Origin of the sequence: Falsiroseomonas sp. (assembly GCF_030695085.1) — a bacterium.
Lineage (GTDB): Bacteria > Pseudomonadota > Alphaproteobacteria > Acetobacterales > Acetobacteraceae > Falsiroseomonas.
On the sequence record NZ_JAUYTS010000013.1, the window covers coordinates 17,027 to 39,510 of the forward strand.

General features: G+C 63.4%; 20 protein-coding genes. 9 read left to right on the forward strand and 11 right to left on the reverse strand.

Annotation, left to right across the window (positions count from 1 at the left end; genetic code table 11):
- Positions 1 to 37 precede the first annotated feature (37 nt).
- Entirely contained in the window at positions 38 to 1,261 is a 1,224-nt protein-coding gene (locus Q8S40_RS01400) for a serine hydrolase (protein WP_305669002.1), read from the forward strand.
- Between the two features lie 68 nt (positions 1,262 to 1,329).
- Here the strand turns inward: Q8S40_RS01400 and Q8S40_RS01405 are convergent, their stop codons facing one another.
- Positions 1,330 to 2,103, reverse strand: a complete 774-nt coding sequence (locus Q8S40_RS01405) for an SDR family NAD(P)-dependent oxidoreductase (RefSeq protein WP_305669003.1) — start codon at positions 2,101 to 2,103, stop codon at positions 1,330 to 1,332.
- A gap of 83 nt (positions 2,104 to 2,186) precedes the next feature.
- Between Q8S40_RS01405 and Q8S40_RS01410 the strand changes: the two genes are divergently transcribed.
- A complete protein-coding gene (locus Q8S40_RS01410; protein WP_304810135.1) occupies positions 2,187 to 2,672 on the forward strand; it encodes an MgtC/SapB family protein in 486 nt (161 codons plus the stop codon).
- A 627-nt stretch (positions 2,673 to 3,299) separates the two neighbouring features.
- A complete protein-coding gene (locus tag Q8S40_RS01415) occupies positions 3,300 to 4,235 on the forward strand; it encodes a glycosyltransferase (RefSeq protein WP_305669004.1) in 936 nt (311 codons plus the stop codon).
- On the opposite strand, the gene Q8S40_RS01420 is transcribed toward Q8S40_RS01415, so the two are convergent.
- From Q8S40_RS01420 to Q8S40_RS01430, 3 genes are read right to left on the reverse strand one after another with little or no spacing between them, the layout of a single operon-like run.
- Positions 4,161 to 5,129 carry a rhamnan synthesis F family protein gene (locus Q8S40_RS01420; RefSeq protein ID WP_305669005.1) on the reverse strand — a complete coding sequence of 323 codons (969 nt, stop codon included), beginning with the start codon at positions 5,127 to 5,129 and terminating at the stop codon, positions 4,161 to 4,163. The two genes, Q8S40_RS01415 and Q8S40_RS01420, sit on opposite strands and share 75 nt — an antisense overlap.
- Positions 5,113 to 6,474 (reverse strand): ABC transporter ATP-binding protein, encoded by a 1,362-nt coding sequence (locus Q8S40_RS01425; RefSeq protein ID WP_305669006.1) that lies wholly within the window; start codon positions 6,472 to 6,474, stop codon positions 5,113 to 5,115. The genes Q8S40_RS01420 and Q8S40_RS01425 overlap by 17 nt, the downstream gene beginning before the upstream one ends.
- A complete protein-coding gene (locus tag Q8S40_RS01430; RefSeq protein ID WP_371136786.1) occupies positions 6,464 to 7,300 on the reverse strand; it encodes an ABC transporter permease in 837 nt (278 codons plus the stop codon). Before Q8S40_RS01430 ends, Q8S40_RS01425 begins: the two co-directional genes overlap by 11 nt.
- Positions 7,301 to 7,409: 109 nt before the next feature.
- Here Q8S40_RS01430 and Q8S40_RS01435 point away from each other — a divergent pair, with 109 nt between their 5' ends.
- Complete coding sequence (locus Q8S40_RS01435) at positions 7,410 to 12,359, forward strand: glycoside hydrolase family 99-like domain-containing protein (RefSeq protein ID WP_305669008.1); 4,950 nt, start codon at positions 7,410 to 7,412, stop codon at positions 12,357 to 12,359.
- Between the two features lie 142 nt (positions 12,360 to 12,501).
- On the opposite strand, the gene Q8S40_RS01440 is transcribed toward Q8S40_RS01435, so the two are convergent.
- Complete coding sequence (locus Q8S40_RS01440) at positions 12,502 to 14,547, reverse strand: VCBS repeat-containing protein (protein ID WP_305669009.1); 2,046 nt, start codon at positions 14,545 to 14,547, stop codon at positions 12,502 to 12,504.
- A 171-nt stretch (positions 14,548 to 14,718) separates the two neighbouring features.
- Between Q8S40_RS01440 and Q8S40_RS01445 the strand changes: the two genes are divergently transcribed.
- The 3 genes from Q8S40_RS01445 to Q8S40_RS01455 all read left to right on the forward strand — a co-directional run bounded on the left by Q8S40_RS01445 (position 14,719) and on the right by Q8S40_RS01455 (position 16,386).
- Complete coding sequence (locus Q8S40_RS01445; protein WP_305669010.1) at positions 14,719 to 15,288, forward strand: SIS domain-containing protein; 570 nt, start codon at positions 14,719 to 14,721, stop codon at positions 15,286 to 15,288.
- A 466-nt stretch (positions 15,289 to 15,754) separates the two neighbouring features.
- Positions 15,755 to 16,081: a type II toxin-antitoxin system RelE/ParE family toxin gene (locus Q8S40_RS01450; protein ID WP_305669011.1), complete on the forward strand. Its 327-nt coding sequence runs from the start codon at positions 15,755 to 15,757 to the stop codon at positions 16,079 to 16,081.
- Positions 16,081 to 16,386 carry a DNA-binding transcriptional regulator gene (locus tag Q8S40_RS01455; RefSeq protein ID WP_305669012.1) on the forward strand — a complete coding sequence of 102 codons (306 nt, stop codon included), beginning with the start codon at positions 16,081 to 16,083 and terminating at the stop codon, positions 16,384 to 16,386. The genes Q8S40_RS01450 and Q8S40_RS01455 overlap by 1 nt, the downstream gene beginning before the upstream one ends.
- Before the next feature lie 2 nt (positions 16,387 to 16,388).
- On the opposite strand, the gene Q8S40_RS01460 is transcribed toward Q8S40_RS01455, so the two are convergent.
- Positions 16,389 to 16,811: a hypothetical protein gene (locus tag Q8S40_RS01460; RefSeq protein WP_305669013.1), complete on the reverse strand. Its 423-nt coding sequence runs from the start codon at positions 16,809 to 16,811 to the stop codon at positions 16,389 to 16,391.
- A gap of 176 nt (positions 16,812 to 16,987) precedes the next feature.
- Between Q8S40_RS01460 and Q8S40_RS01465 the strand changes: the two genes are divergently transcribed.
- Together Q8S40_RS01465 and Q8S40_RS01470 are read left to right on the forward strand one after the other, a co-directional pair.
- Positions 16,988 to 17,155 carry a hypothetical protein gene (locus Q8S40_RS01465; protein WP_305669014.1) on the forward strand — a complete coding sequence of 56 codons (168 nt, stop codon included), beginning with the start codon at positions 16,988 to 16,990 and terminating at the stop codon, positions 17,153 to 17,155.
- Positions 17,156 to 17,275: 120 nt separating this feature from the next.
- Positions 17,276 to 17,959, forward strand: coding sequence for a 3'-5' exonuclease (locus Q8S40_RS01470; protein WP_305669015.1), 684 nt, complete (start codon positions 17,276 to 17,278; stop codon positions 17,957 to 17,959).
- A 65-nt stretch (positions 17,960 to 18,024) separates the two neighbouring features.
- Here Q8S40_RS01470 and Q8S40_RS01475 read toward each other — a convergent pair whose 3' ends face one another.
- The 5 genes from Q8S40_RS01475 to Q8S40_RS01495 all read right to left on the reverse strand — a co-directional run.
- Positions 18,025 to 18,855: an N-acetylmuramidase domain-containing protein gene (locus Q8S40_RS01475; protein WP_305669016.1), complete on the reverse strand. Its 831-nt coding sequence runs from the start codon at positions 18,853 to 18,855 to the stop codon at positions 18,025 to 18,027.
- A 113-nt stretch (positions 18,856 to 18,968) separates the two neighbouring features.
- The gene (locus Q8S40_RS01480) at positions 18,969 to 19,340 is read right to left on the reverse strand and encodes a hypothetical protein (RefSeq protein WP_305669017.1); all 372 of its coding nucleotides are present in this window, start codon (positions 19,338 to 19,340) and stop codon (positions 18,969 to 18,971) included.
- Between the two features lie 47 nt (positions 19,341 to 19,387).
- Complete coding sequence (locus Q8S40_RS01485) at positions 19,388 to 19,696, reverse strand: hypothetical protein (RefSeq protein WP_305669018.1); 309 nt, start codon at positions 19,694 to 19,696, stop codon at positions 19,388 to 19,390.
- 11 nt (positions 19,697 to 19,707) lie between these two features.
- Positions 19,708 to 20,514: a hypothetical protein gene (locus Q8S40_RS01490; RefSeq protein WP_305669019.1), complete on the reverse strand. Its 807-nt coding sequence runs from the start codon at positions 20,512 to 20,514 to the stop codon at positions 19,708 to 19,710.
- The coding region (locus Q8S40_RS01495) for a LamG domain-containing protein (RefSeq protein ID WP_305669020.1) at positions 20,511 to 22,484 on the reverse strand (1,974 nt) is incomplete at its 5' end. The genes Q8S40_RS01495 and Q8S40_RS01490, both read right to left, overlap by 4 nt.

Sequence of the window (22,484 nt, forward strand, 5' to 3'; positions counted from 1 at the left end):
GGGCTATCCAGAAGGCCACGCATCGGAGCAGGGCAGCATGGACAGCATCAGCATCGCACGGCCGGAGGATGTCGGCCTGTCCACCACCAGGCTCGCGCGCATCGATGCGTGGCGGGATGGGCTGGTGGCGGATGGCAAGGTCGCGGGCGCCACCACGCTGGTGATGCGCCGCGGCCAGGTGGCGCATTGCGCCAGCAGCGGCCTGGCGGATCTGGCGCGCGGCGTGGCGATGACGCCGGAGACCATCCACCGCATCTATTCCATGACCAAGCCGCTCACCAGCGTCGCCATCATGATGCTGTATGAGGAAGGGCGGTTTCAGCTCGACGACCCGATCAGCCGCTTCCTGCCCGCCTTCGCCAACCAGCGCGTCTGCACCGGTGGTGCGCGCGGCAAGGTGGATACGGTGCCGGCGATGCGCGGCATCACCTTCCGGGATTTGCTGACGCATACCTCCGGCCTCACCTACGGCTTCATGCAGGCCACCGCGGTGGATGCGATGTACCGCGACCAGGGCATCGATTTCGGTGGCGCCGAGACATCTTTGGGCGAGGTGGTGGAGGCGCTGGCGAAGCTGCCGCTGATCGCGGAGCCGGGCACGGCGTGGAACTATTCGGTCTCGACCGACGTGCTCGGCCATCTGGTGGCCGTGATTTCCGGCCAGCCCTTCCCGGAGTTTCTGAAGCAGCGGCTGATCGACCCGCTCGGCATGGTGGATACGGATTTCCATGTGCGGGACGGGCAGGGCGCACGCTTCGCGGCGAACTACGCACTCGGCGCCGACCGCAGCCTGAAGCTGATCGATGACCCGGCGACCAGCCGCTACCTGACTCGGAGAAAAGTGCATTCGGGCGGCGGCGGGCTGGTCTCCACCGCGGCGGATTATCTGCGCTTCTGCCGCATGCTGCTGAACAAGGGCGCGCTGGATGGCACGCGCTACCTCGGCCGCAAGACGGTGGAGCTGATGATGGCGAACCATCTGCGCGGCGACATGGCGGCGATGGGCCAGCCGCGCTGGTCCGAAAGCACGGCGGAGGGCATCGGCTTCGGCCTCGGCTTCTCCGTCACGCTCGACCCGGCGCGGGCGCAGATCCTCGGCACGCCCGGGGAATGCGCCTGGGGCGGCGCGGCCAGCACCGCCTTCTGGGTGGACCCGGCGGAGGATATGGCGGTGATCCTGCTGACCCAGCTCATGCCGTCCTCTACCTGGCCGCTGCGGCGGGAATTGCGGGTGCTGAGCTACCAGGCGGTGGTGGATTGACTTGAAGCCGCCGCCCCCGCTTCGCGGACAGAGGGCTGGGTGAGGGGGTGCTTCGCGGCTCCCGCCCGCTACAGGTTCCGACGGTCCGCCCGAAGGGTCGGCAGGCCGATTCCGGTGGCCTCGAAGCCGCCATCCACGGCGATGACCTGGCCGGTCAGGTAGCTGGCGCGATCGCTGCACAGGAACAGGATGGTCTCCGCCAGCTCGCTCTCCAGCCCGTAGCGGTTGAGCGGGATGGTGTCGTGGTAGTCGCGGCGGATTTCCGGCGTGTGCACCGCCTTCGCCATGGCGGTATCCACCGGCCCGGGCGCCACCGCATTCACGCGGATGCCAAGCCCCGCCAGTTCCACCGCCTGCTGCTTGGTGAGATGCGCCAGCGCAGCCTTGCTGGTGCCATAGGCGACCCGGAGCGTGGAGGCGCGCAGGCCGGAGATGGAGGTGATGTTCACCACCGCCCCGCCACCGCCTTCCGCCATCAGCGGCGCTGCCGCCTGCACGGCGAGGAACGGCCCCGTCAGGTTCACCGCCAGCACCCGCGCCCATTCTTCCGGCGTCGTCTCCAGCATCGGCTTGAACACGGCCGTTCCGGCATTGTTCACCAGCGCATCCAGCCGGCCGAAATGGGCATGCGTGCGGTGGATGGCCGCAACCAGCGCGGGCGCATCGGCCACGTCGCAGTTCAGCGCCAGCGTCGCTTCCGGCTGCGCCACATCTGCCATCGCGGCCTGCAGCAGCGTGGCCTCGATATCCAGCAGGGCCACGCGCCAGCCTTCCGCCAGGAAGCGCCGCGCCGTGGCCAGGCCGATGCCGCGGGCCGCGCCGGTGATCAGGACAACGCGCATCGGCCGCTTCCTCCTTCGGCAACCCGGCTGGCGCCGTGTGGTTGTTCTGCCGTGACGCGGCTTCGGCATGGCAGCTTGGAAGGATGGCAAACCCGATGCAAGACTGGTTGCCGGAGGGCGTGTACGATCTTCTGCCGGTCTACGGACGCAATATCCGCGATCTTGGAATGGCCTATCTGCTCGCCATCGTCATTGGCTGGAACCGAGAGAAGGAAAGCCAGGGCGCCGGTCTGCGAACCTTCCCGCTGGTCGCGATCGCCAGTTGCGGCTTTGTCCAGATCTCCGAGGGGATGATGGACGACAATCCGGAGGCCACGGCCCGGGTTGTCGCGGGTGTGATCACCGGTATCGGCTTCATTGGCGCCGGCGCGATCATGAAGGGTGGCAGCGAGATTCACGGCACGGCGACGGCCGCCAGCATATGGGCGACGGGCGCCATCGGTGCGGCGGTCGCGCTCGGCAGCTACCATGTGGCGGTCACCGTCTGCCTGTTCACGGTGGTGACGCTGTATCTGGTGACGCCGCTCAAGCCGCATGACGACCGAGGCGCGGGCGAAGGGGAAGCGTGAGGCGGTTGGGATGGCGTCGGGAACGACGCGACGGGCCTGCCATCGCTTGCGAAGGAGGTACTGCTCGGGCTCGCTGAAGAGATTGAAGCGATCGAGCGACAGGCGGAGGAGATCGAGGCGGCGATCCTGGCGTGGCCTTGGGATCGCAAGAGCTTCCCGCCGGAGACGCCGCGACCGGCGGGGTGCGAGGGCAAAGGTGGCGTGATGGCACACGGGTCAAAGCCGAGGCCTGGCAGGACCTGTTGAGTGACTGGCGCCCCGAGCGCGCCAAAACTGATTGGGAGCCACGCCGCGAATTACTTAGGGCAGCGGTCATGCGCCGCATCAACAGGCCGGACACATGACTGCACCCGACCGCGGCGCCAATTCTCCACTCAGCCCATGCGTCGAAGGGGCCGTCCACACAGGTCACTTACCTATGGGCCCGGACTCACAGGTCCGGGCCTGCTTGGGGATCGTCGACTTAGATGAAACCATTCCCCTCGAGGGTCTACAACAGGACACCCGCAAGATGCACCGACGCACTCGAGGAAAAACTACTGCGGGCATTCGCATATCACATAGACACTTCCCACACAGCAGCTTAAACTGAGAAAAATCCAACCCTTAAGCTGAAAAACTCATACCTTGAAAACAAGTTTGCAGAAAACCAGCCGGGCCAGCGCCCACGACATTGCGGCGGCAATAGTAGTCTTTCAGCCCGATCTTGATGTTCTTATAGCCCTGCTCGATACCATCGCTCAGGATGGCAGGCGTATTTTTTTATTTCTGAACGACCTGTCCGAGTCAGAGGTCGCCCGCCTTGTCGATCGCGTGACAAATGTTCGTTGCCTGAGATCGCCACAAAATGTCGGGCTTGGTGCAGGGCTAAATTGGGCGATGGAGGCGGCGGCTGAGGAGGGATTTGCTTACGTTGTTCTTTTCGATCAGGACAGCTCACCAGCTCCAAGCCTTTTCGAGGATCTTGCCGTACGTCACGCGGCCCATACCGACAGGGGGGCGGCCGTTGCCGTGATCGGGCCGCTTCTTGTGCCGGCCGAGGGCGCATACCGCGCGATCCGCTACGAGTGGCGGGACGCGCAAGAGGGCACGGCGAGCTTCGTGCCGACCTCCGGCTCGCTCATGCTAGTCAAAGCCTGGCGCTCGATAGGCCCTTTTCGGGACGATTACTTCGTCGGCGCAATCGACGTCGAATGGTGCTTCCGCGCCTGGGCAATGGGATGGAAATGCCTCGTCGCCCGCGACGTTACCATGCCGCACCGCTGGGGAAGCCCAGCCGCCGACGGCAAATCCTGGAAGCCGCAGATTCTGCGCCACTCGGATACCCGGACCTACTTCCATTTTCGTAACTCGCTGGACTGCATTCGCCTGCCGCACCCGCCACTGCGCTGGAAAATATCAGCTGCACTGACTCTCGCTGCCCAAGCAGCGTTGCTGCTGGCGGCGCGCGGCTTCTCGCGTGTCACTCGTCGGTACCTCTGGCTCGGCCTACGGGACGGCTGGGTCGGACGACTTGGCCCGCTCCCGGGGGAACTCGCCGCCGCTCAACAGACTTCCGTCTAGCGCACGAACCGTGTAGCCGTCAGACCAAGCCGCAACCGTAAAGAGCCGCTCCAGGGCGTGGTGCAGTGTACCGTCCAGTTGACCTGCCTCGGCCTCGAAATCCACGGGAGTTAGGTCGAGGCGCCGAAGCCTATCGAGGGCAGCCGGGCGAAACCAGAACATCGAGCCCTCAAAGAAGCCCAACCTAGCAGCGTCGCCAGCATTCATGGCCTGTGCCAGCGTCGCGACACGTGATTCGTTCCCCATCCAGTATGGTCGCGCAGTACGGAATGCCGCGCGCCAGCCAACAAGGGCGACTTGAGGATCCATAAAGGCCGACAGTATCCGGGCGGTGTGGTGTGGCTCGCCGGCGAGAAGCGTAAATAGCAGACGCCGCCGCGTATCCCCATCGCGGAGCTGCGGGCTGCGTTTGGTATGCAATTTCAGAACGGCGTCGAAAGGCTCGAAAGCGCCACTGTTTAAAAGGGTCATAAACGGGGCGATGTCACGTCCGCGATTCTCAACCGGATACAGAGATGCGTCCGGCACCCCGCCGAGTTGCGCTGCAGCCGCGTATTCCCGATCCGCAGGAACGGTGACAAGCAGCTTTGTGCCTGCCGGTAGCACGTCTCTGCACGCAATCACCTCGGAAAGAAGCTCAGGATAATACGCATGCACCACCAGGGCGATGCGCAGATTTGGCCAGGTGACCGGACCCAAGCGGCCCGCCAGGCTCCGGCGAAGTCGTTGCGTGGCCGCGTGGACAAAGAGACGGCCGGCTGTGGCGATCATTAACTTCTGGGCGACATGCTCGGCGAGTTTAAGCGGACTGCCGCCGAGGGTGAGCAGGGCGCCGCGCTTGGGGGCAAAGGATTGGTCGGCCGCCTCCCGGCGCTCCTCAGCTGGCTTGCTCATCGTCGGCTGCTGCGCCGTTAACGGCCAAGCTGATATCGAGCATTGGTATTCCGACAAGCCCCTTTACGACGTGGGAGGATTGGACCCGGAAAAAGAATGCATCATCCATCCAGTGGTGTTGAACGTGATCGGCCTGTGTTCCGTCAGCAATCGCCACAACAACGGCGAAATCGCCGCTTGGTAGGAAGGGCAACTGGAACTGGAAGCGTGCTACCAGCCGTTGGTGCGGCAAAGTCCTAACCGCGGTATCACGGTATGTAAGGAAGGTATTATCACCAAATATGTTCTGGCCGAGCCTGTCCTTCACGTAGAAGCCAAGGATCGGCCGATCAAGCTGCGTATGTGCCTGGGCTACTATTTCCAGTACGACATCTTCCCCGCCGGTAACCTGGACCAGCGGCCTGCCTTCCGTGTCGAGGAGGCGCGCTCCCTGGATCGTGGCGCCGCGCTTTCCGAACCAAGGTCCGTTCGGATCAAAATCGAAAACCTCGATTTCGTTGCGGTGGGTCGATGCATCGAGCAAGGCACGTCGGGGATCTTCAATGCGGCGTCCTTGCCGCGCCCCATCCTCTCTGGCTCCGCCGATGCGGAAACCAGCCGCTTCATCACCCTCGGCAAAAAGGGATGCCAGATAAGAATAAGAGACCTCCTTTGCGGGCCCGGCCTCTCGAATCATTCCCCGATCAATCCAAATTGCCCGGTCGCACAGATTGGTGATGGACGCAGTGTCATGCGAGACGAGCAGTAGAGTTCCACGCTCCTTAAACTGGCGGATAAAACGCATGCATTTTTGCGTGAAGGCCGCATCACCTACAGCCAGGATTTCGTCGACGATCAGTACGTCTGCATCCACATGAGCAACAACTGCGAAAGCAAGACGCGCGAACATGCCGCTGGAATAAAGTTTGACCGGCTGGTCAATAAAGTCACCGATGCCGGCGAATTCTGCTATCGATTCGAAGCGCTGAGCAATCTGCTCGCCAGAAAGCCCGAGAATTGAGGCGGCGAGAAATACGTTTTCCCGTCCGGTAAATTCAGGATTGAAGCCGGCGCCGAGCTCCAGCAAGGCAGCGACACGACCCTTCACTTCGACCGAGCCAGTGGTCGGCCGAAGCGTACCTGCAATAATCTGAAGTAATGTTGACTTGCCAGCGCCGTTGCGCCCAAGGATTCCCATTGTCTCGCCGCGACGGATTTCGAAATTTATGTCACGGAGAGCCCAGTATTCAGAGTAGTATTTATGGCCTCCGCGGGCGAAGACCTGCTTCAGCCAATCCTGCGGCTTGCGATAAATTCGGTACGCCTTGCCGCAGTCGCGAGCGACAATCGAGAGGTCAGACGACATCAGCAAATCCCGGCCTCAGGCGTGCGAAACAGAGGTAACCTAGCCATGCCAGGGCCCATGAGGCAAGAATGGTGGCGGCGAGAAACCAGAAGTCGGGCAGCAAGCCCCAGAACAACACATCCTTCGACATTTCTAGGGCCGGGGTGAGAGGGTTTAAATAAAGCACGAAACGGATCTTTTCTGGCACGGCGGCCACAGGATAAAAGATCGGGCCGAGGAAGAGAAGGACTGTGACAAGAACAGCGACGACGTGCCGGAGGTCACGCAGGAACACGCCCAGCGCAGCAAGCATCCAGGTAAATCCCAGGGTGAACAGGATCACGGGCAGGACCACGACCGGCAGCAAAAAGATAGTTAAGGGCGGCAAGCCCAGCATAATGGTATATATGACCATCATTACGCAGAAACCGATTGAAAAATTTACCAGCGCCGACACCATTGCCACGAGTGGTAAGATCTCCAGTGGAAAGACGACCTTCTTCACATAGCTAATGTTTTCCATGACCAATCCCGGGGCCCGGGCCACACATTCCGCGAAAAGGTTAAATACCAACAGCCCTGAGTACAGCAGCAAAACAAAGTTCGCGTTCGCTCCCGGTGGCACCTGCCAGCGAGGTTGAAATATTACTGAGAAGACAAATGAGTAAGCAGCCACCATCAATAGCGGTGTTAGGACGCTCCAGAAGATACCGAGCAAAGACCCCCTGTAGCGCGCCTCAACCTCTCGTCTCGCAAGGCGCAAGATAAGTGTGCGGTATCGTACAGTTAACCGCAGGATACTGATTGGCGAGACTGGAGAGATCGACGCGTCCGACATGCGCGGCATATGAGCGCTTTATCTCAGGTCGTAAAGGGCAGGCGGCGGGCCCTATGGCAGTAGGAGCAGCCGGCTGGTATGACCGTGCTCTCATGCAACCGGACACAAACTCATTCCGATGCGCTATGCGACAGATGATGCGTCCCCAGACCAGCTGGTTCCGGCCCATGATGGCCTGAAGGAGCTTGAGCGCATCGCGCCTGGCTCATCGCCCGCCATCTTTCGAGAGGCAGAGCGACTGGGGGCAATCAGCGCTTGGTGGGGGCATGTCCCATTTGCGCAGTGGCTTATGCATGTCGCGCGCCCACGAAAGGTGGTCGAGCTCGGCACCCACAACGGAGTGTCCTATGCCGCCTTCTGCTCCTCAGTGCTTGCTGAAGGGCTCGACTGTCGCTGCGTCGCCGTGGACACTTGGCTTGGCGACCACCAGGCCGGGCACTACGGCGATGAGGTCTATCAGGAGTTAAAGGCTTGGCACGACGCACGATATGGCGCGTTCTCCGAACTCCTCCGGTGCACCTTTGACGAGGCAGCGCCAAGTGTAGCTGATGGCAGCGTCGATCTGCTGCACATCGATGGTCTGCATACCTACGAAGCTGTTCAGCATGACTTGCAGGTATGGCTGCCGAAGCTTTCGTCACGTGGAATTGTACTGCTGCACGACACCAACGAACGGTCTGCAGATTTTGGCGTATGGCGCCTTTGGGCAGAGTTGAGGGACCGTTATCCTACCTTCGGCTTCCTTCACAGCCACGGGCTTGGGCTTATCGCTGTCGGGGCGGAGACGCCCATGGCCGTGCGGACGCTGTGCGCTATTCGCGAACCGGCCCGGATCAATTCGCTGGAAGCGATCTTCTCAATCCTCGGGCGCCGTTGGTCAGCCGAAGGCGAGCTTACCTATGAGCGGACTGTGTTGGCGCCAGGTGCGGCTGCCAAGGTGCAGGAGGCGGTTGAAGCACTCACCACTGCCCGTGAAGAGGCGAAGCGACAGGCCGAGGAGCTTGCTGCTGCCCAGGACGAGGTAAGGCGCCGAACCGAAGCACAGGAGGAAGCTGTGCGGGAGCGCCGGGCCGCCGCCTTGCGAGTGGAGGAAATTGGACAGGAACTGGATGCAGCGCGCCACAGCGCTGCGGAGGCGCGCGAGGCGGCCGATCTGGCCGCCCGAGAGATCTTGAGGGTAAGGGCCGAGGCCGCAATTGCTGCGGAGGCAGTGGAGGCAATTCGTTCCAGCTCCACATGGCGTGCCACTCAGCCGCTAAGAAACCTGGTCACCCGCGCCCCGGCCCTGCGCGACGCCGCAAGGACAGCAATACGAACGGCGCGGCTTTCTTGGCGGACCCTAAACCGATCGCATCACAAAATACGACTAAAGGTAGCCCGAAGTGGGCTGTTCGACCGAGATTACTATCTGGCGGCGCATCCAGACGTAGCGGCTGCCGGAATCGACCCTGTTGATCATTATCTGGAGTACGGTTGGCGGGAGGGGCGGGATCCCTCCCCACTCTTCTCGACCCGCGGCTACCTCAAACGTCACGAGGATGTCCTTGCCCGTGGAACAAATCCACTGGTCCACTATGTCATGTTCGGAAGGCATGAGGGGCGAGCGATAGTAACCGGCGCGAGCGTGGAGATGCGATGGCCGCTACCACGCTCCCGCAATCGCAAGGCGCTCGATCTATGCCTCGCTGTGTTGCGAGAGCCAAGCCTTGGGTTAACGATTTTCCGCGAAAGCCGCAGCCTCGGACTACGCAGATCAGCGTATCTTGCGTGGGAAACTCACGCAGCCCCAGTGGCGAATGACTATCCTTCAGCGATCTCAGCTCCTTCACTGCCGGGAACTGTCACGCCATCTTGCCGCGAGAGCTGGATGGCCGAGGTTTTGCGTGTTGTTCCCTATTACCTCGACCCGAACCGACGCCAGAATCCTCCGATTCCTTCCCTGCGAATTGCGGTACATCTCCACCTTTATTATGAAGACATGGTGGAGCAAAGCATCGGTTATTTAAAAAACATTCCCGTTGAATTCGACCTTTACGTTTCGGTCCCGGTAGGACGCGAGGTGGCGGGCACGCGGCAGCGTTTAGCTGATGCGCTACCATTTGCCTCCATGATCCATCTTGAGCAAGTGCCCAATCGCGGACGGGACATTGCGCCGTTAATAGTGCAGTTTGGCCAGCGCCTTCTGGAATATGATATCGTCGCGCACTTCCACACCAAGAAAAGCCCACACAACTCTGGCCTTGCAGCCTGGTATGAAAATATCATGGATGCACTCTGTGGTTCCGAGTCCATTGTGGCTCAGATCCTTGATTTGTTCGCGCGTGATGCAAAAACCGTTTATCCGGCGGGTAATCAACTTCGAGTTTGGGACGTGACGGGCTGGAGCGCCAATGTGCCCGTCCTGGAACGTTTTCTTGAGAAGCATGGACTTGGTAAAGCGCAGGATTATCCTTACACGGAATTTCCGCAAGGCATGATGTTCTGGGCGACATCCCGGAGCCTTCGCCCATTTTTACAATTACCGCTGAGTTATGAAGATTTTCCGGATGAGCCAATTCCGCCCGACGGAACGTTGGCCCATACGCTGGAGCGGCTGCTTCTGTTGCTGGCGCAAGCTGAGCCCGGGCGGAACTACCGCATAGAGACGCCGGCCCTTAGCCGGGAGCCCGTTGATTGGGTGGAGGCCAGGCACGATTTCTCGGCAAGCTTGGTCCACGACACTGTGAAGGTGCTCGCCTACTACCTTCCTCAGTTTCATGCGACGCCCGAAAATAGTGCGTGGCATGGGGAGGGCTTTACGGAGTGGCATAAGGTTCGGGGCGCCTATCCGCTCTTCCAAGGTCACTACCAACAGCACGTGCCGCACCCCGATGTCGGCTACTACCATCTGGACGCTCCCGACCAGCTGCGCAAGCAGGCGGAAATGATGCGTCAAGCTGGTGTGCATGGTATGATATTCTATCATTACTGGTTCACAGGCAGGCTAATTCTCGAGAAACCGGCGCAGATGCTGCTGGCGAGTCCAGACGTACAGATGCCCTTCTGTTTCTGCTGGGCTAATGAAAACTGGACGCGGCGCTGGGATGGTAACGAACGCGAGATTCTGTTGAAGCAGACCTACTCGCAAGAGGACGCCATTGAATTCATTCGATATCTGATCCCCTTCTTCCGTGACGAGCGCTACATCAAGGTCGAAGGTCGGCCGGTTCTTTTCGTGTACCGGCCTTCCTCGATCGAGGCAAAGTACGACTACATCGGCCTCTGGCGCAGTGAGTGCGAAGCTGCAGGCCTGCCCGCACCCTACGTCGTTGCGGTACTTACCCGCGGTGCCACATCACCGCAGGCTCATGGGATGGACGCCGGGGCTGAACGCGTCCTGCACGATTGGCTCGGCCCGCACGCCCGCGATATTCGCGGGGCCTTGCGGCCCTACTGGCCCCTGAATGGCGGCGTGCTGGACTACCGCGAGGTCGCCGAGCACTATATGCAGAAGACGCCTGTGCGCGACTTTACGATGTTCCGCTCCCTCGTGCCCGTTTGGGATAACGCCGCCCGTTACGCATCCGACGCGATATTGCTACATAACTTTACGCCGGAGGCTATGCAGCGTTGGGTTGAACATCTGATCCATGATGCGGAACAGAATTTGCCGCCCGACCGGCGGTTCGTTATCGTCAATGCGTGGAACGAATGGGCGGAGGGTGCGCATCTCGAACCTGATTTGCGATTTGGCTATGCCTATCTGAACGCAATCGGTCGCGCTATCAGCGGCCATCGGTTCGATTTGCTTGACTATGTGCAGGTGCGGGGAGACACCGTTCTTCGCCTGCAAATCGACACAGCTGCGGCGGAACGGCTTAAAGCAGCGCCTGAAGCGCGTCGTCGATTTATTCACTGCCTCGCCTCGTCCGCAATACTTGGGCGCTGCCGACTGCTGCTGCGGGATAGTTTGCTCGCGACCGAGCTGCGCGCGCTTGGGCTCAACTGCGAGCTCGACGGCCTTACGGAGCCTCATTTCACCCTCACCTTCTCCGACCTCTATCTCTTTCCCGCACTGACGCTGGAACGGATGCTTCAAATGGCGCTGCGGCACCCAGGCAATGCCATTTGCGCAAGTCCACGAAATGACGCCACCTTTTTGCACGATTCTAATTGGCAGAATGGACATATTCCCTACAGCGCGCGCACGGGAATGGTGCTGCAGCCTCCTGGGCCGATCGGCTACAAGATCTGCGCCCAGGCACCTTGCTTCAAGCTGGGCACCAACATCGTAGCTGTGGCAGACCGCGTTTCCACGGTCATCCGCTACCACGCGCATGCAGAGAGAGCCCTACTCATGAATGCGTTGCTGTCGCTCCTGTCTCAGGAGGGATGCAACGTGCGGGCCTGCATCGGTGTCCAGGACATGCAGGACTCCGAATTGGCCGATTTACGTCGTGCGGTAGAGGCTCTGCCCTGGGCGGCAGATTGCCAACCGGTTTTTCGCGCCTTCCACTCAAATGCCGACGCGCCCGACCTGCGTTCAGAGATGCTGAATGAGATGCTGCGCGTCGCCGGCCCGGACTACGTTGCGTTCCTCGACTATGACGACATCATGTTTCCCCATGCCTACGGCACGCTGCTACGGCGCCTGCGGGAAACGCAAAAGAATGCTACATTTGCACGCGTCTATTCGACCAAGCTAGATCATGAGCGGGGCCTAGTTCTCCAGCGCGATGCTGTCTTCACGCACGGTAGAAACTACCAGGATTTTTTAATTACGAACCATGCGCCGATTCACAGCTTCATGCTGGACATGAGGAAAATTGACGCCAGCACCATCGAGTATTTTAGCGACATGAAGTTTATGGAGGATTACTACCTCACGCTGCAGATTTTTTCGGCCGAAGGGAGCGATTGGGATTCTCTTCGACAGAACGTGTTCATCGGCGACTACATTTATCTTCATGGCGGCAAATCCAATACGCTTGCCATCGACGACGCCGAGCGCCGGCGCGAATCGATCACCGGCGTGGACTACCGCTTGTCTGAAACGCGAATTGCGAAATTGAAGCGGCAGATCACCTGAGCTGCCAAAGCTACAAGAGCGCTTCCCAAGGGCGGCTAGTGGAGGGTGCCGGACCCTGTCCGCGACCTACTGACTTGTGGCGGACGTGCCTCGGCCTTCCGCCAATCAGATTTCACGCGAGCCCTGCCAGATCCCTCACGATTTAAGTCCAGAGATCGTTGGCCAACACCACGTACATGCCTGCATCGCCGAAGCCAGCAATATCGGCACGGCTGTCGCCGTTCAGGTCTGCAAGCTGGCGGGGGAAACGGTCGGCGTTCGACCAGCCGCCTGCGTTGTCGCTGGCGCCGAAGTTGTCATAGCGCAGCGCGATCGACCCGAAGCCGCCGGAGCCGTTGGCCAGGGCCACGTACACGCCTGCATGGCCAAACCCCACAAGGTCGGCGCGGCCATCGCCGTTCACGTCGGCAAGCTGTCGGGGAAAGCGGTTGTCGCTCGACCAGCCACCTGCGCTGTCGCCGGCGCCGAAGTTAGTATAGACGAGCGCCATCGGCCCGAAGCCGCCGGAGCCGTCGCCCAGGGCCACGAAAACGCCTGCATGGCCGAACCCCACGATATCGGCACGGCCATCGCCGTTCACGTCGGCAAGGTGGCGGGGAAAGCGGTCGTCGCTTGACCAGCCACCTGCGCTGTCGCCGGCGCCGAAGTTGTTATAGACGAGCGCCTTCGGCCCGAAGCCAGGAGGTGCCTTGTCGCCGTCGAAGCGCCAGGTGAAATCGTGGCTGAGGATTTCATTGGCCAGTTTGGCACCGCCGAGGCCGAACTCGGAAAAGGCGCGGCCATCCCAGGCATAGTCATACTCGCTGCCCAGCCCATTGCCGCCACTCGGCGCGCCGCCGAGCGTGGTCCAGTAATAGGTCGGCATCACTTCGTTGGCCGAGGCGTCGAAGTAGCTATAGGTCCAGACCGTGCCGAAGGATTGCGGGCCGGACCAGGGATCCTCCGCCTCGATGGTGTAGGCGCCATACGGCGTGGTGATGATGTCGCCCGCATCGTAGGTATCCAGGCTTTGGACCACCCGGCCCGTGTAGTAATCGCCGTTGCGGGCGTCGAACCGCCAGCGAAAGATGGCGCTGGGTTCGACGGAGGCGAGCACGGTGCCGGCCCGGCCGAAATCATCCCAGACCCGGCCGTTCCAGGCATAGTCGTATTCGGAACCGAGGCCGGCATAGCCGCTCGGCGCTCCGTTCAGCACCTGGCTCGAATAGCTGGGCAGCAGCCGCGACGCGCTGTGGTCGAAGTAGCCCCCGGTGGTCCAGACCGTGGCATCCGCATGGAGCTGGCCGGCCAGCGCGGTTTCGGAGGTGATGGTGTAGGTGCCGCGCGGCATGGCCAGCTGGTCGCCAACGTCCCAGGCCGTGCTGTGCCCGATCAGGAGCCCGCTGTAGGTGTCGCCGTTCCGGGCCGCGAAGGTCCAGCCCAGCACCACATCCGGTATTCGGTCCGCCTGCAGCGCCCCGCCCTGGCCGACCAGGACCCAGGCGCTGCCGGTCCAGGCGCGGTCCAGCTCGCTGCCCAGCCCGCCATAGCCGGTCGGCCCCGCACCGCCGCTTTCCAGCACGAAATCGGCGCGCGCGGCGCCATCGTAGTAGCGGGTGGTGTGGACGGTGCCGGCAACCCCGACCTGCGCCTGGTCCTGGCCCAGGGGCGCCTTGGTCAGGATCTGGTAGACGCCATGCGCGGTGCGAAGCGTGTCGCCGGGCGCCCATTGCGAGCCTTTCCCCAGCAGGGTGCCGAACACCAGGTCCCCGCTATCGGCAGTGAAAGACCAGGTGAACAGGCTGTCCGCCAGGTTGTCGACATCGGCCTGGTCGGCGCCGCCCCGGCCGAAGCTGTCCCAGCCGCTGCCGGTCCAGGCGGCATCCACCTCGCTGCCCAGCCCGCCGAAGCCGGCCGCGGTGGATTCGCCGAGCCGGGTCAACATCCAGACCCCGGTGCTGTCCCGGTACCAGCCGACGGAGATCCACCCCTCATCCATGCCGAAGGCGCTGAGATCCGTGCCCTGCGGCGCGGCGGCGACAATCGTGTAGCTGCCATGCGCCGTGCCGAGCGTGCTGCCCACGACGTAGCGGGTGGAATCCTCGACCAGCAGCCCTCCCCAGCTATCGCCGCTGGTGGCGCGGAAGGTCCAGGTGAAGATGCTGTCGGTCACGGCGGCGGAGGCGTTGGGAAGCGCCGAATTCGTCATGCGGCACTCCTGGGCCGGGGTTGAACCGGGAGAGGCTACCAGGGCGGCGCTGAAAGCCTGGTTAAGCGGGCGCCCGCGCTGGCTCCTGCGGCTCCACCGGCCGGTTCCGTCTGACGCCGAATTGCTCTATTCGCCCGCCGCGATGGCGCGCTGGCCGAAGGGACCAACCTCATGATGACGCTCGATGCCTGGCTGACGGAGGCCGAGGCCCTGCTGTCCGCCACCCGCGCGCAGCAGATGGCCGAGGTGATGGACGCGGCGGTGGCCGCCACCGTCAACGCCCTGGCGGCGGGGCGGCCGTTGCTGGTTTGCGGCAATGGCGGGTCGGCGGCCGATGCCCAGCATATCGTGGGGGAACTGGTCGGCCGCTTCCTGAAGGAGCGCCGGGCGCTGAAGGCGATCTGCCTGTCAGCCGACGCGACGTTCCTGACCGCCTGGGCCAATGACTACAGCTACGCCAGCGTCTTCGCCCGGCAGGTCGAGGCCTATGGCGAGCCCGGCGGCGTGCTGCTGGGGCTTTCGACCTCGGGCAATTCGGAGAATGTGGTGCAGGGCTTCGAGGCCGCGCGCAGGATCGGGATGACCACCATCGGGATGACCGGGCAGGGCGGCGGCAAGCTGGCCGCGGTGTCGGACCACCTGCTGGCGGTGCCCTCCGCCTTCACCCCGGCCATCCAGCAGGTGCATCTGGCGCTGTATCACTGGTTCTGCGCGGCGGTGGAGGAGCGGTTCGCGGCGTAGAGGCGGGCGAGGCCCGGCCCGGCAGGCGGCCGCCCGGGAGTGTGGGGAATTCCGTGTGCGGCCGGTCGGTTGAACGACACGGTCAGGCGGTGGCCCACTCTCGCGACGGCATGGTCCACTCCTTCTCAGGCGGCGCTGAAGCTGCTCTGTCTCGTCTTCAACAGGACCGGAATAACTGATTTGTTGGTGTCCCCGGCGGGATTCGAACCCACGGCCCCCAGATTAGGAAGCAAGGGGTGTGGGAACATAAGGTGACCGATGGCCATGGGATTGGCCGCTTTGGCCGAGGCCCCAAAAATCCAAAGCTACCACCCGGCTACCACGCCGAAGGCGGTGGTGAAACAGGGATTTGTCAGTTGTGGTGCTGCGGCAGCGCGACCGGGCGCCGAGGCGATCGAATGGATGCCTCGCCTTCCGATACAGCAATGCTGTTGCGCGTGCTACCGCAATGCTGTATCGCTTGCTCATGCACAGCGTCATCGAAACTCCGAGCTTTACCCGCCGCTCCGATGCGCTGCTGTCACAGGCGGAGCGGGCGGCGCTGATCGCGACGCTGGCGATGAACCCAGAGGCCGGCGACGTCATGGTCGGGCTCGGCGGGGTTCGGAAGCTGCGCTGGGCGCCGGCGGGCCGGGGCAAGAGCGGCGCGTTCCGGGTGATTTACTACCTGCTGAACGAAGGCCGGCCGGTCCTAGCCATCTTTCTCTACGGGAAGAACGAACAGGCCGACCTGACCCCAGCACAGCGGAAGGCCGTGATGCAGTTGGTTGCCGCGATGAAGGAGAAGCGCTGATGGCCAGAAAGCCGAAGATCAACGTCGCCGATGAGCTTGTAGCCGCCGTGGCCGAGGCCGCCGCGATTGTGCGGGGGGAGGCAGAGCCGACGCGCGTTCATCTGGCGCCGGATGTGCCCGATATCCGCGCCATCCGGGAGAAGATGGGCCTCACCCGGGAAGCCTTCGCGGAAAGGTTCGGCCTGCGGGTGGGCGCCTTGCGGGATTGGGAACAGGGGCTCCGCACGCCGGACCCATCCGCGCGCACGCTGCTGAAGGTGATCGCGGCCGAGCCGGAGGCTGTGATCCGCGCCCTGGCCGCGTGATCTCACGCCGCGCTGGTCGGCTTGGCCCTGCCGATCAGCGCCACCTCTGGCTGCACCACATGCAGCAGCGCCATGACAGCTTGGCCGGCCCATTGCGCGGCAAATCCGTCCCATCCCGTATTCGGATCGCCGGCGGCGGAAGCCTCACGCAGCGCGGCGCCGGCCAGCGCCAGAACGCCACTCATCGTCGTCGGGCTGGCCTCATCCAGGGCGTCGCACGCCGCGAAGTAGCGGGCGGCAAGCGGGCATTCGTCGAAGTCGTCCTTGCCGCCGAGCGCGTTGAAGCGTTCCAGGGACGCGGCATGTTCGGTGCACAGGGCGACAAGCCCCGCATCCGGGTCTATCATCGCCGCGCCCGGAGCCGCCACCATCATGGCGGCCAGTGATGCGACCAGCGCACCGCGGCGGGTGAGCACAGATCGCACAGTTGGTGTATGGTCAGCCGTAGCCTTGGGCATGGGTCGCTCCGCGCCTGGGGTTAGGCCGGGTGGCGGCGTTACCAGCGCCGCTCCCGGCTGCTGCTTTGTGTGTCGTGTATGCCGCATATGTCAACGCTACATATGCCGTTGACGCCGATGTCGTCGGCTGGCATTCCATCGGCATGGATGAGCCTTTGTCGGAACGCATCATCACGCCGATGCAAAAGTCGCTGGTTGCGGCGGTGGATGACTTCCGCTTCGCAAACCGCATCGCGTCCAGGGCCGAGGCCATTCGCCGCCTGATCGAGCTTGGCCTCGCTGCCGCGAAGGCCGCCCCCTCGAAATCCTGAGTGGCCGAGCGACCGAACGCGATTTCTTTTGCCGTCGCCGAGCGAATCACGTTTCGGTCCCGTTGCCTCCTGGCCCGCTTCGGTCGGATCATCCGCTCCCTGAAACGGGAGCCGGCCGCGATGGACGAAGATCAAGCTTCGGGCGATTTGCCGCAGACGGATTGGGTTAAGCATCTCCCAGATCAAATACTGTTCTTTGATGTTGAGACCACTGGGATTGGCCCAAATGATCGTATAGTGGCGTTTGCTGCAATCATGCTCGATTGGTCTCTCGCGGATCAATCAAGGCTTTCTACGAAGGTCATGAATTTCGTTTTCGATCCCGGCATACGCTCGCATCCGGAGGCGGAGGCGATACATGGGATGGATGATTGGTTTTTGCGGCATCAGGAGCCGTTCTCGAAGCAAGCCGCGGTCATCGCTGAGTTCGTCAGCGGCGCCGATCTTATCGTCTCGCACAATATTGATTTCGATTATCTTTTTCTTCTGCGCGATTTGAGTGCCGCCGGTATTGCGCTGCCGCGCACAAAAGCTGAGTGCACGATGCGACTGTGGGCGAACACTCATCGCCTTAGATATCGCCCATCGCTGAATGCGATTGCATCCGAAATCGGCCTGCCGCAACGTGAAGCTAGGCACTCTGCAATGGAAGATGCCTGGCTGTGCATGGTGGTCTGGCTCTACCTGAAGACACCATGGCGTTTGGGTGCATTTCCTGGGGGTGAGGCTGCGGTGCGGAAAAACGTCCAGCCGGTGCCTCAGCGGCCGGATGGCCGTCTGCCCCCGCGGAGGCGCGCCGTATAGGTGCAGGCCACCGCGCGCCGGACCGCCCTCAGTTTTCAAGGAATCCTTGCGAACTGACGCTGCGTCTACAGCCCCAGCGCTCGCGCCGTCGCCGGCCCCACCACGCCATCCGGCGCCAGCCGCATCCGCTCCTGGAACTGCTGCACCGCGATTTCCGTGACCCGGCCGAACACGCCATCCTGCGTCAGCATGAACCCGGCCCATCCGAGCGCGCGCTGCACCCGCAGCACTGCCTCCCCCCGATGGCCGATCCGCAGCATGGTGGCGATCGGCCGCACCGGCGGCGGCTCCCCCGCCGCATCCGCATAGGCCGCCGCCAGCTTCTGGTCATAGGCGTTGGCGGCATAGCCCGGCCCATTGTAGCGCCGGGCGAAGCCGGCCCAGTCGCGGGCGCGCAGCAGCCGGTCCAGGCCTTCGGCGCGGAGGAATGCGACCAGGGCATCCAGCTGCCGCCCCTCGCTTTCGGAGACGGCCGCCACATAGCCCTCCACCGTCGCGTGGCCGGCCGCCCGGTGGTTGCTGCCGAGGATCTGCGCCAGCCCCCAGGATGCGCTGCACAGCGCCTGCGGCCGGGCCAGGGCGGCGGCGGCATCCAGGCGCGGCCACTCCCCCGCACCTCCGGCATAGAGGCGCCGGTCCCAGGGCTGAGCGGAGATGCGGGGGTGGGAGGCATCGAAGCGCCGGCCGGTCGCACGGCTGAATAGATGCGCCTCGAACAGGATGCGCGGCCGGCCATCGAGCAGGAAGCCGCCAGCGCCGCCGGTCTCTACCGTCAGCACCGCCTGGACGGCCGCCACGCTGTCGCCCAGCGCAGCGGCCGCGCGCAGCATATCATCCGGCCGGAGCTTCTTGCCGCGCGCCTCCGCCGGCACCGGTGTGGGTAAGGGTGGAGCCACCACGGGCGCCTCCACCAAATGATGCGGTGGCGCCGGAGCTGCGGCCACGGCTGGCGCTGCGGGCGCCACGGACCAGCCGGAGGTAAGCCAGCCATATAGACGGCTCCAGCCGTTCATTGCCGGCCGACTCCGGCCACGTCGCGGACAACGGCCGGCAGCGCCGGCACGCTCGCCGACACCAGCACCCGCGCGGCCTCGCCCGTCACCATCTCCGCCACCCGACCAGGCGGCACGCCGAGCTGCGCCAAGGTGCCTGGCAGGGTGCGACGCAAGTAGGACGCGCCGACCTCTGCTGCCGCATCCAGCGCGCCGGCGCCGGCCGCCTGCACCCGGGGATCTGCCAGCACCAGGCCGGCAGCACGGCCCAGCGCGGAATCCAGCCGCAGCCGCGCGGCCCGGTCGCGCAGCCATGCAGCGACATAGAGCGCGAGCGCGCTCACCACCGCGCTGGCAAGCGCCAGCGCAGCCTCTTGCAACTGCTCCATTGGTATCTCCTATGGATGATGCCGCCCTGGCCCGGGGCGGCGCGGGGTTACGTCCCGCCGAGGCGCTTGCGTGCGGCCTCAACCAGCATGTCGATCAGCCGCGTGCCCAATGCGCCCGAAAACCCGGCCGCGCCGCCGACCACCAGCAGGCCCCGGCCCGCCTCATAAAGCTCCGGGTGCCAGTAGATCGCCACGGCGGCCGTGGTGACGCCCAGCGTGGCGCCGACGCCGGCCTCGATGCAGAGCAGCACGGCGGACCGCACGCCGCTGTGCAGGGCCAGCATCACGCGCGCGAAGGCGCCGAGGAGGGCCGAAATCGCCGCGATGCGGACGGCCTGGAATAGATCATCGCTCATCCGCGCGGCAATCACGCGGGCCAGTCAATGGCGGGCAGGCTCGCGATCAGGTCCGCGACCGTAGGTGGTGGCGCCCCGGCCTGGACCTCGGCAAGCCGGGCATAGGCCGCGAGATAGACCGCATCCCGCCAGGCAACGAAGGCCGCGGCCTCCGCCGCCCAGGCGGGAACGGTGCTGGCGGCGTAGCCGGCGCAGGAGGCGGCGGAGCTGTAGTCGCGGGCGTGAGCTGTGGCCTCGACCAGCGCGGCGATGGCCGCCCGGTAGTCATCGAGCGTCGCCACGGGTGCCGGAGCGGTAAAGACGCCATCCGCATAGGCGCCGCCAGCCCGCGCGCCCGGCCCCGCAGGCACCGCCACCAGGGGCGCCGCAGGCTGCCAGCCGGCATCCACCGCGACGACATTGACCACCATCCCGTCCGGATCGACCAGGGCTACCGTCACCGGATCACCCGACGCCTCACCGGCGCGCAGGGCGACCAGCGCCAGGGTCGCCTCGTCCGCCGCAGCGATCGTCGCCAGGGCTGCGTTCCAGGCGTCCAGCGACGGGCTCGGCTGCGTCCCGCCTTCGGTGTCAGGCAGGGCCGGCGGCGCCTCGCGCCCTGCGGTCAGGGCAACCGCCGCCTCATAGGCCTCGGCCGCGCTGGCCAGGCCGTGCAGGCGGGCATTCTCGGCCTCCGTTGCCGCGATCTCAGTCGGGCTGGCCTCGGCCATCGCGAGCGGGGGCAGGACGCAGCGCGGGTGGCCGCCGATCAGCGACCAGCGGCGCAGATAGCGGCCTTCGCCATAGGCGGCCGGGATCATGTCTGCGGCGGGCATCATGCAATCTCCTCGTATTGCGCAACTTCGGACACGCGCTGAACCCGCGTTTCCGCAGACCAGACGATGCGCGTGGCCGCCACACCCGTGACCTGCGGCGTCACAGTCTGCGCCGTGGTGTCGATTGCCAGCGTCGCATCCGCGCCCGCCGTGGTTTCGGTGTCCGTGCCGATGGTCTGGACCGACCCCTGCAAGGTCACGTTGCCGCCGTCCTGGCGGTAGTAGACGCCGCGACGGACGTAGCTCAGGCGTTCGGTGTCGCTCGCGCCATAGACCCGCCCGACGATCCGCGCCTCGATGATGACCGTCTCCCGAGGGCCGATGTGGACACGCGGGGAGAGGGAGAGCGGAGTGGCGTCGGTCGTGGTGCCCCCGGCACGCATCCGCCGTAGCGTGTTCAGGGCCACCGGCCCGGCAGGCATCCGGTCCAGGCCGGTGATGGCGTCACGCCTCACGCCTGCGTTGTTTGTGGTCGCGACGGCCATGACGCCGCCTTCCATGCTGACCGCCCTCATGGTGTCATTGGCGATAGCTAGAGGAGTGTTCGCGGCATCGAGATATTCGACGCGACGCAGGCCGGAAAAGATCGAGACGCCATCACCCGTCGCCACTGCGAGGCGACGAGTTGTCTCGGAGAAGGAAAGCGCCGTGACGCCATTGGAAGTGCCGCCGAGGAATGCTTTCGCGCCAGCGTCGAACAGCGGGCGCTCGTCGGCATACATCTTGGCGATCTGCGCGGGGGTGGGAGCGTAGGCTGAAATGCGATAGAGAGCAAATGCCCCACTAGCCGAGGATGCGTCATTGACGTTGGTTCCTAGGCGAAAAATCGCGCCAACAGCAGTCAACGACCCGAGCGTTGTTACTGTAGACACGCCCTCGCGGATGCCGTTGACCCACATTTCGAGGGTTTGACCTCGCCTAATACAAACGCACTGGTTCCACACGCCGCTGTTGAATGGTGTCGTCGCGTCAACAAGACGGTTTCCCGTGGTCCCATCGTTGACGACAAAGCGAGGGATGGAACCCCCTGCTGCCCCGACATTTATTCGTGGATTGGTGGTGGCTGGAACCGCACGATCACCACCAACCGTAAACGAGGTTCCCTTGTGCCAGAAAGCTATTGAAAAATCCCCGGTTCCGAAGTCCAAGTTTGCGTTATACGGCTGTTCTAGATAATTGCTGGACGACAATCCCGACCATGCCGCAATGTCGTTCCCCGTATTAACCGCTGCGCGGATCAGCGTGCCGACGACATTGAGGCCCTGGTTTCGGTAAGACCGATCTACGACCGCCAGCTTTGCTGACACCCGCGTAATGCTGATATCGGAAACGGAGTTAGTCCGGTGGATCGCAATTAACGAAGAAGTGCTTACTGCGGTGAATGACGCAAAATACGTTCCTGCCGCCGTCATCGAGGCGATAATGATGCCCACAGTCCCGCCGATTTGAAGGCGAACACCGCCCGTCGCTGCTGCGCTAATCTCGACTTCAACATTGTAAGTCTGACCAATGACCGTGGTGATGGTCTGAGAAAAATTGACCAACTCTGAGGTCGAAACTAGGCGGGCGGCGCCGCTTGACCAGATTACATAGTCGTCCGCATCGGTCGGCGTGCTGACAGTCCAGCCTGAAAGATCGCTGGTAAACTCGTTGTTAGTCAGCAATTCACCCGAGGCCGCAATCGCTCCCGCCGCGCCATCGCAGAGCGTGGCGAGGCGGATATCGCCGGGCTGCCAGCCGGTGGCGTAGTTAATAGCCGCGTAGGCAATCATGCCGTTCGATGGGTTGCCTTCGTCTGTGGCGAGAAAATAGACTCCCGCATCGCCTGCCATATGGGGGCCGACAGTGATTAGAGCATTTCCGGGCGTGAAGAGGCTACGGTTGCCGCTATTGAAGTAAGACGCGAGACGATCAACAGTATTTGCCTTTGTGGCGACATAAGGAATTGCGTGCTCTTCGCCAATCCCTCCGGT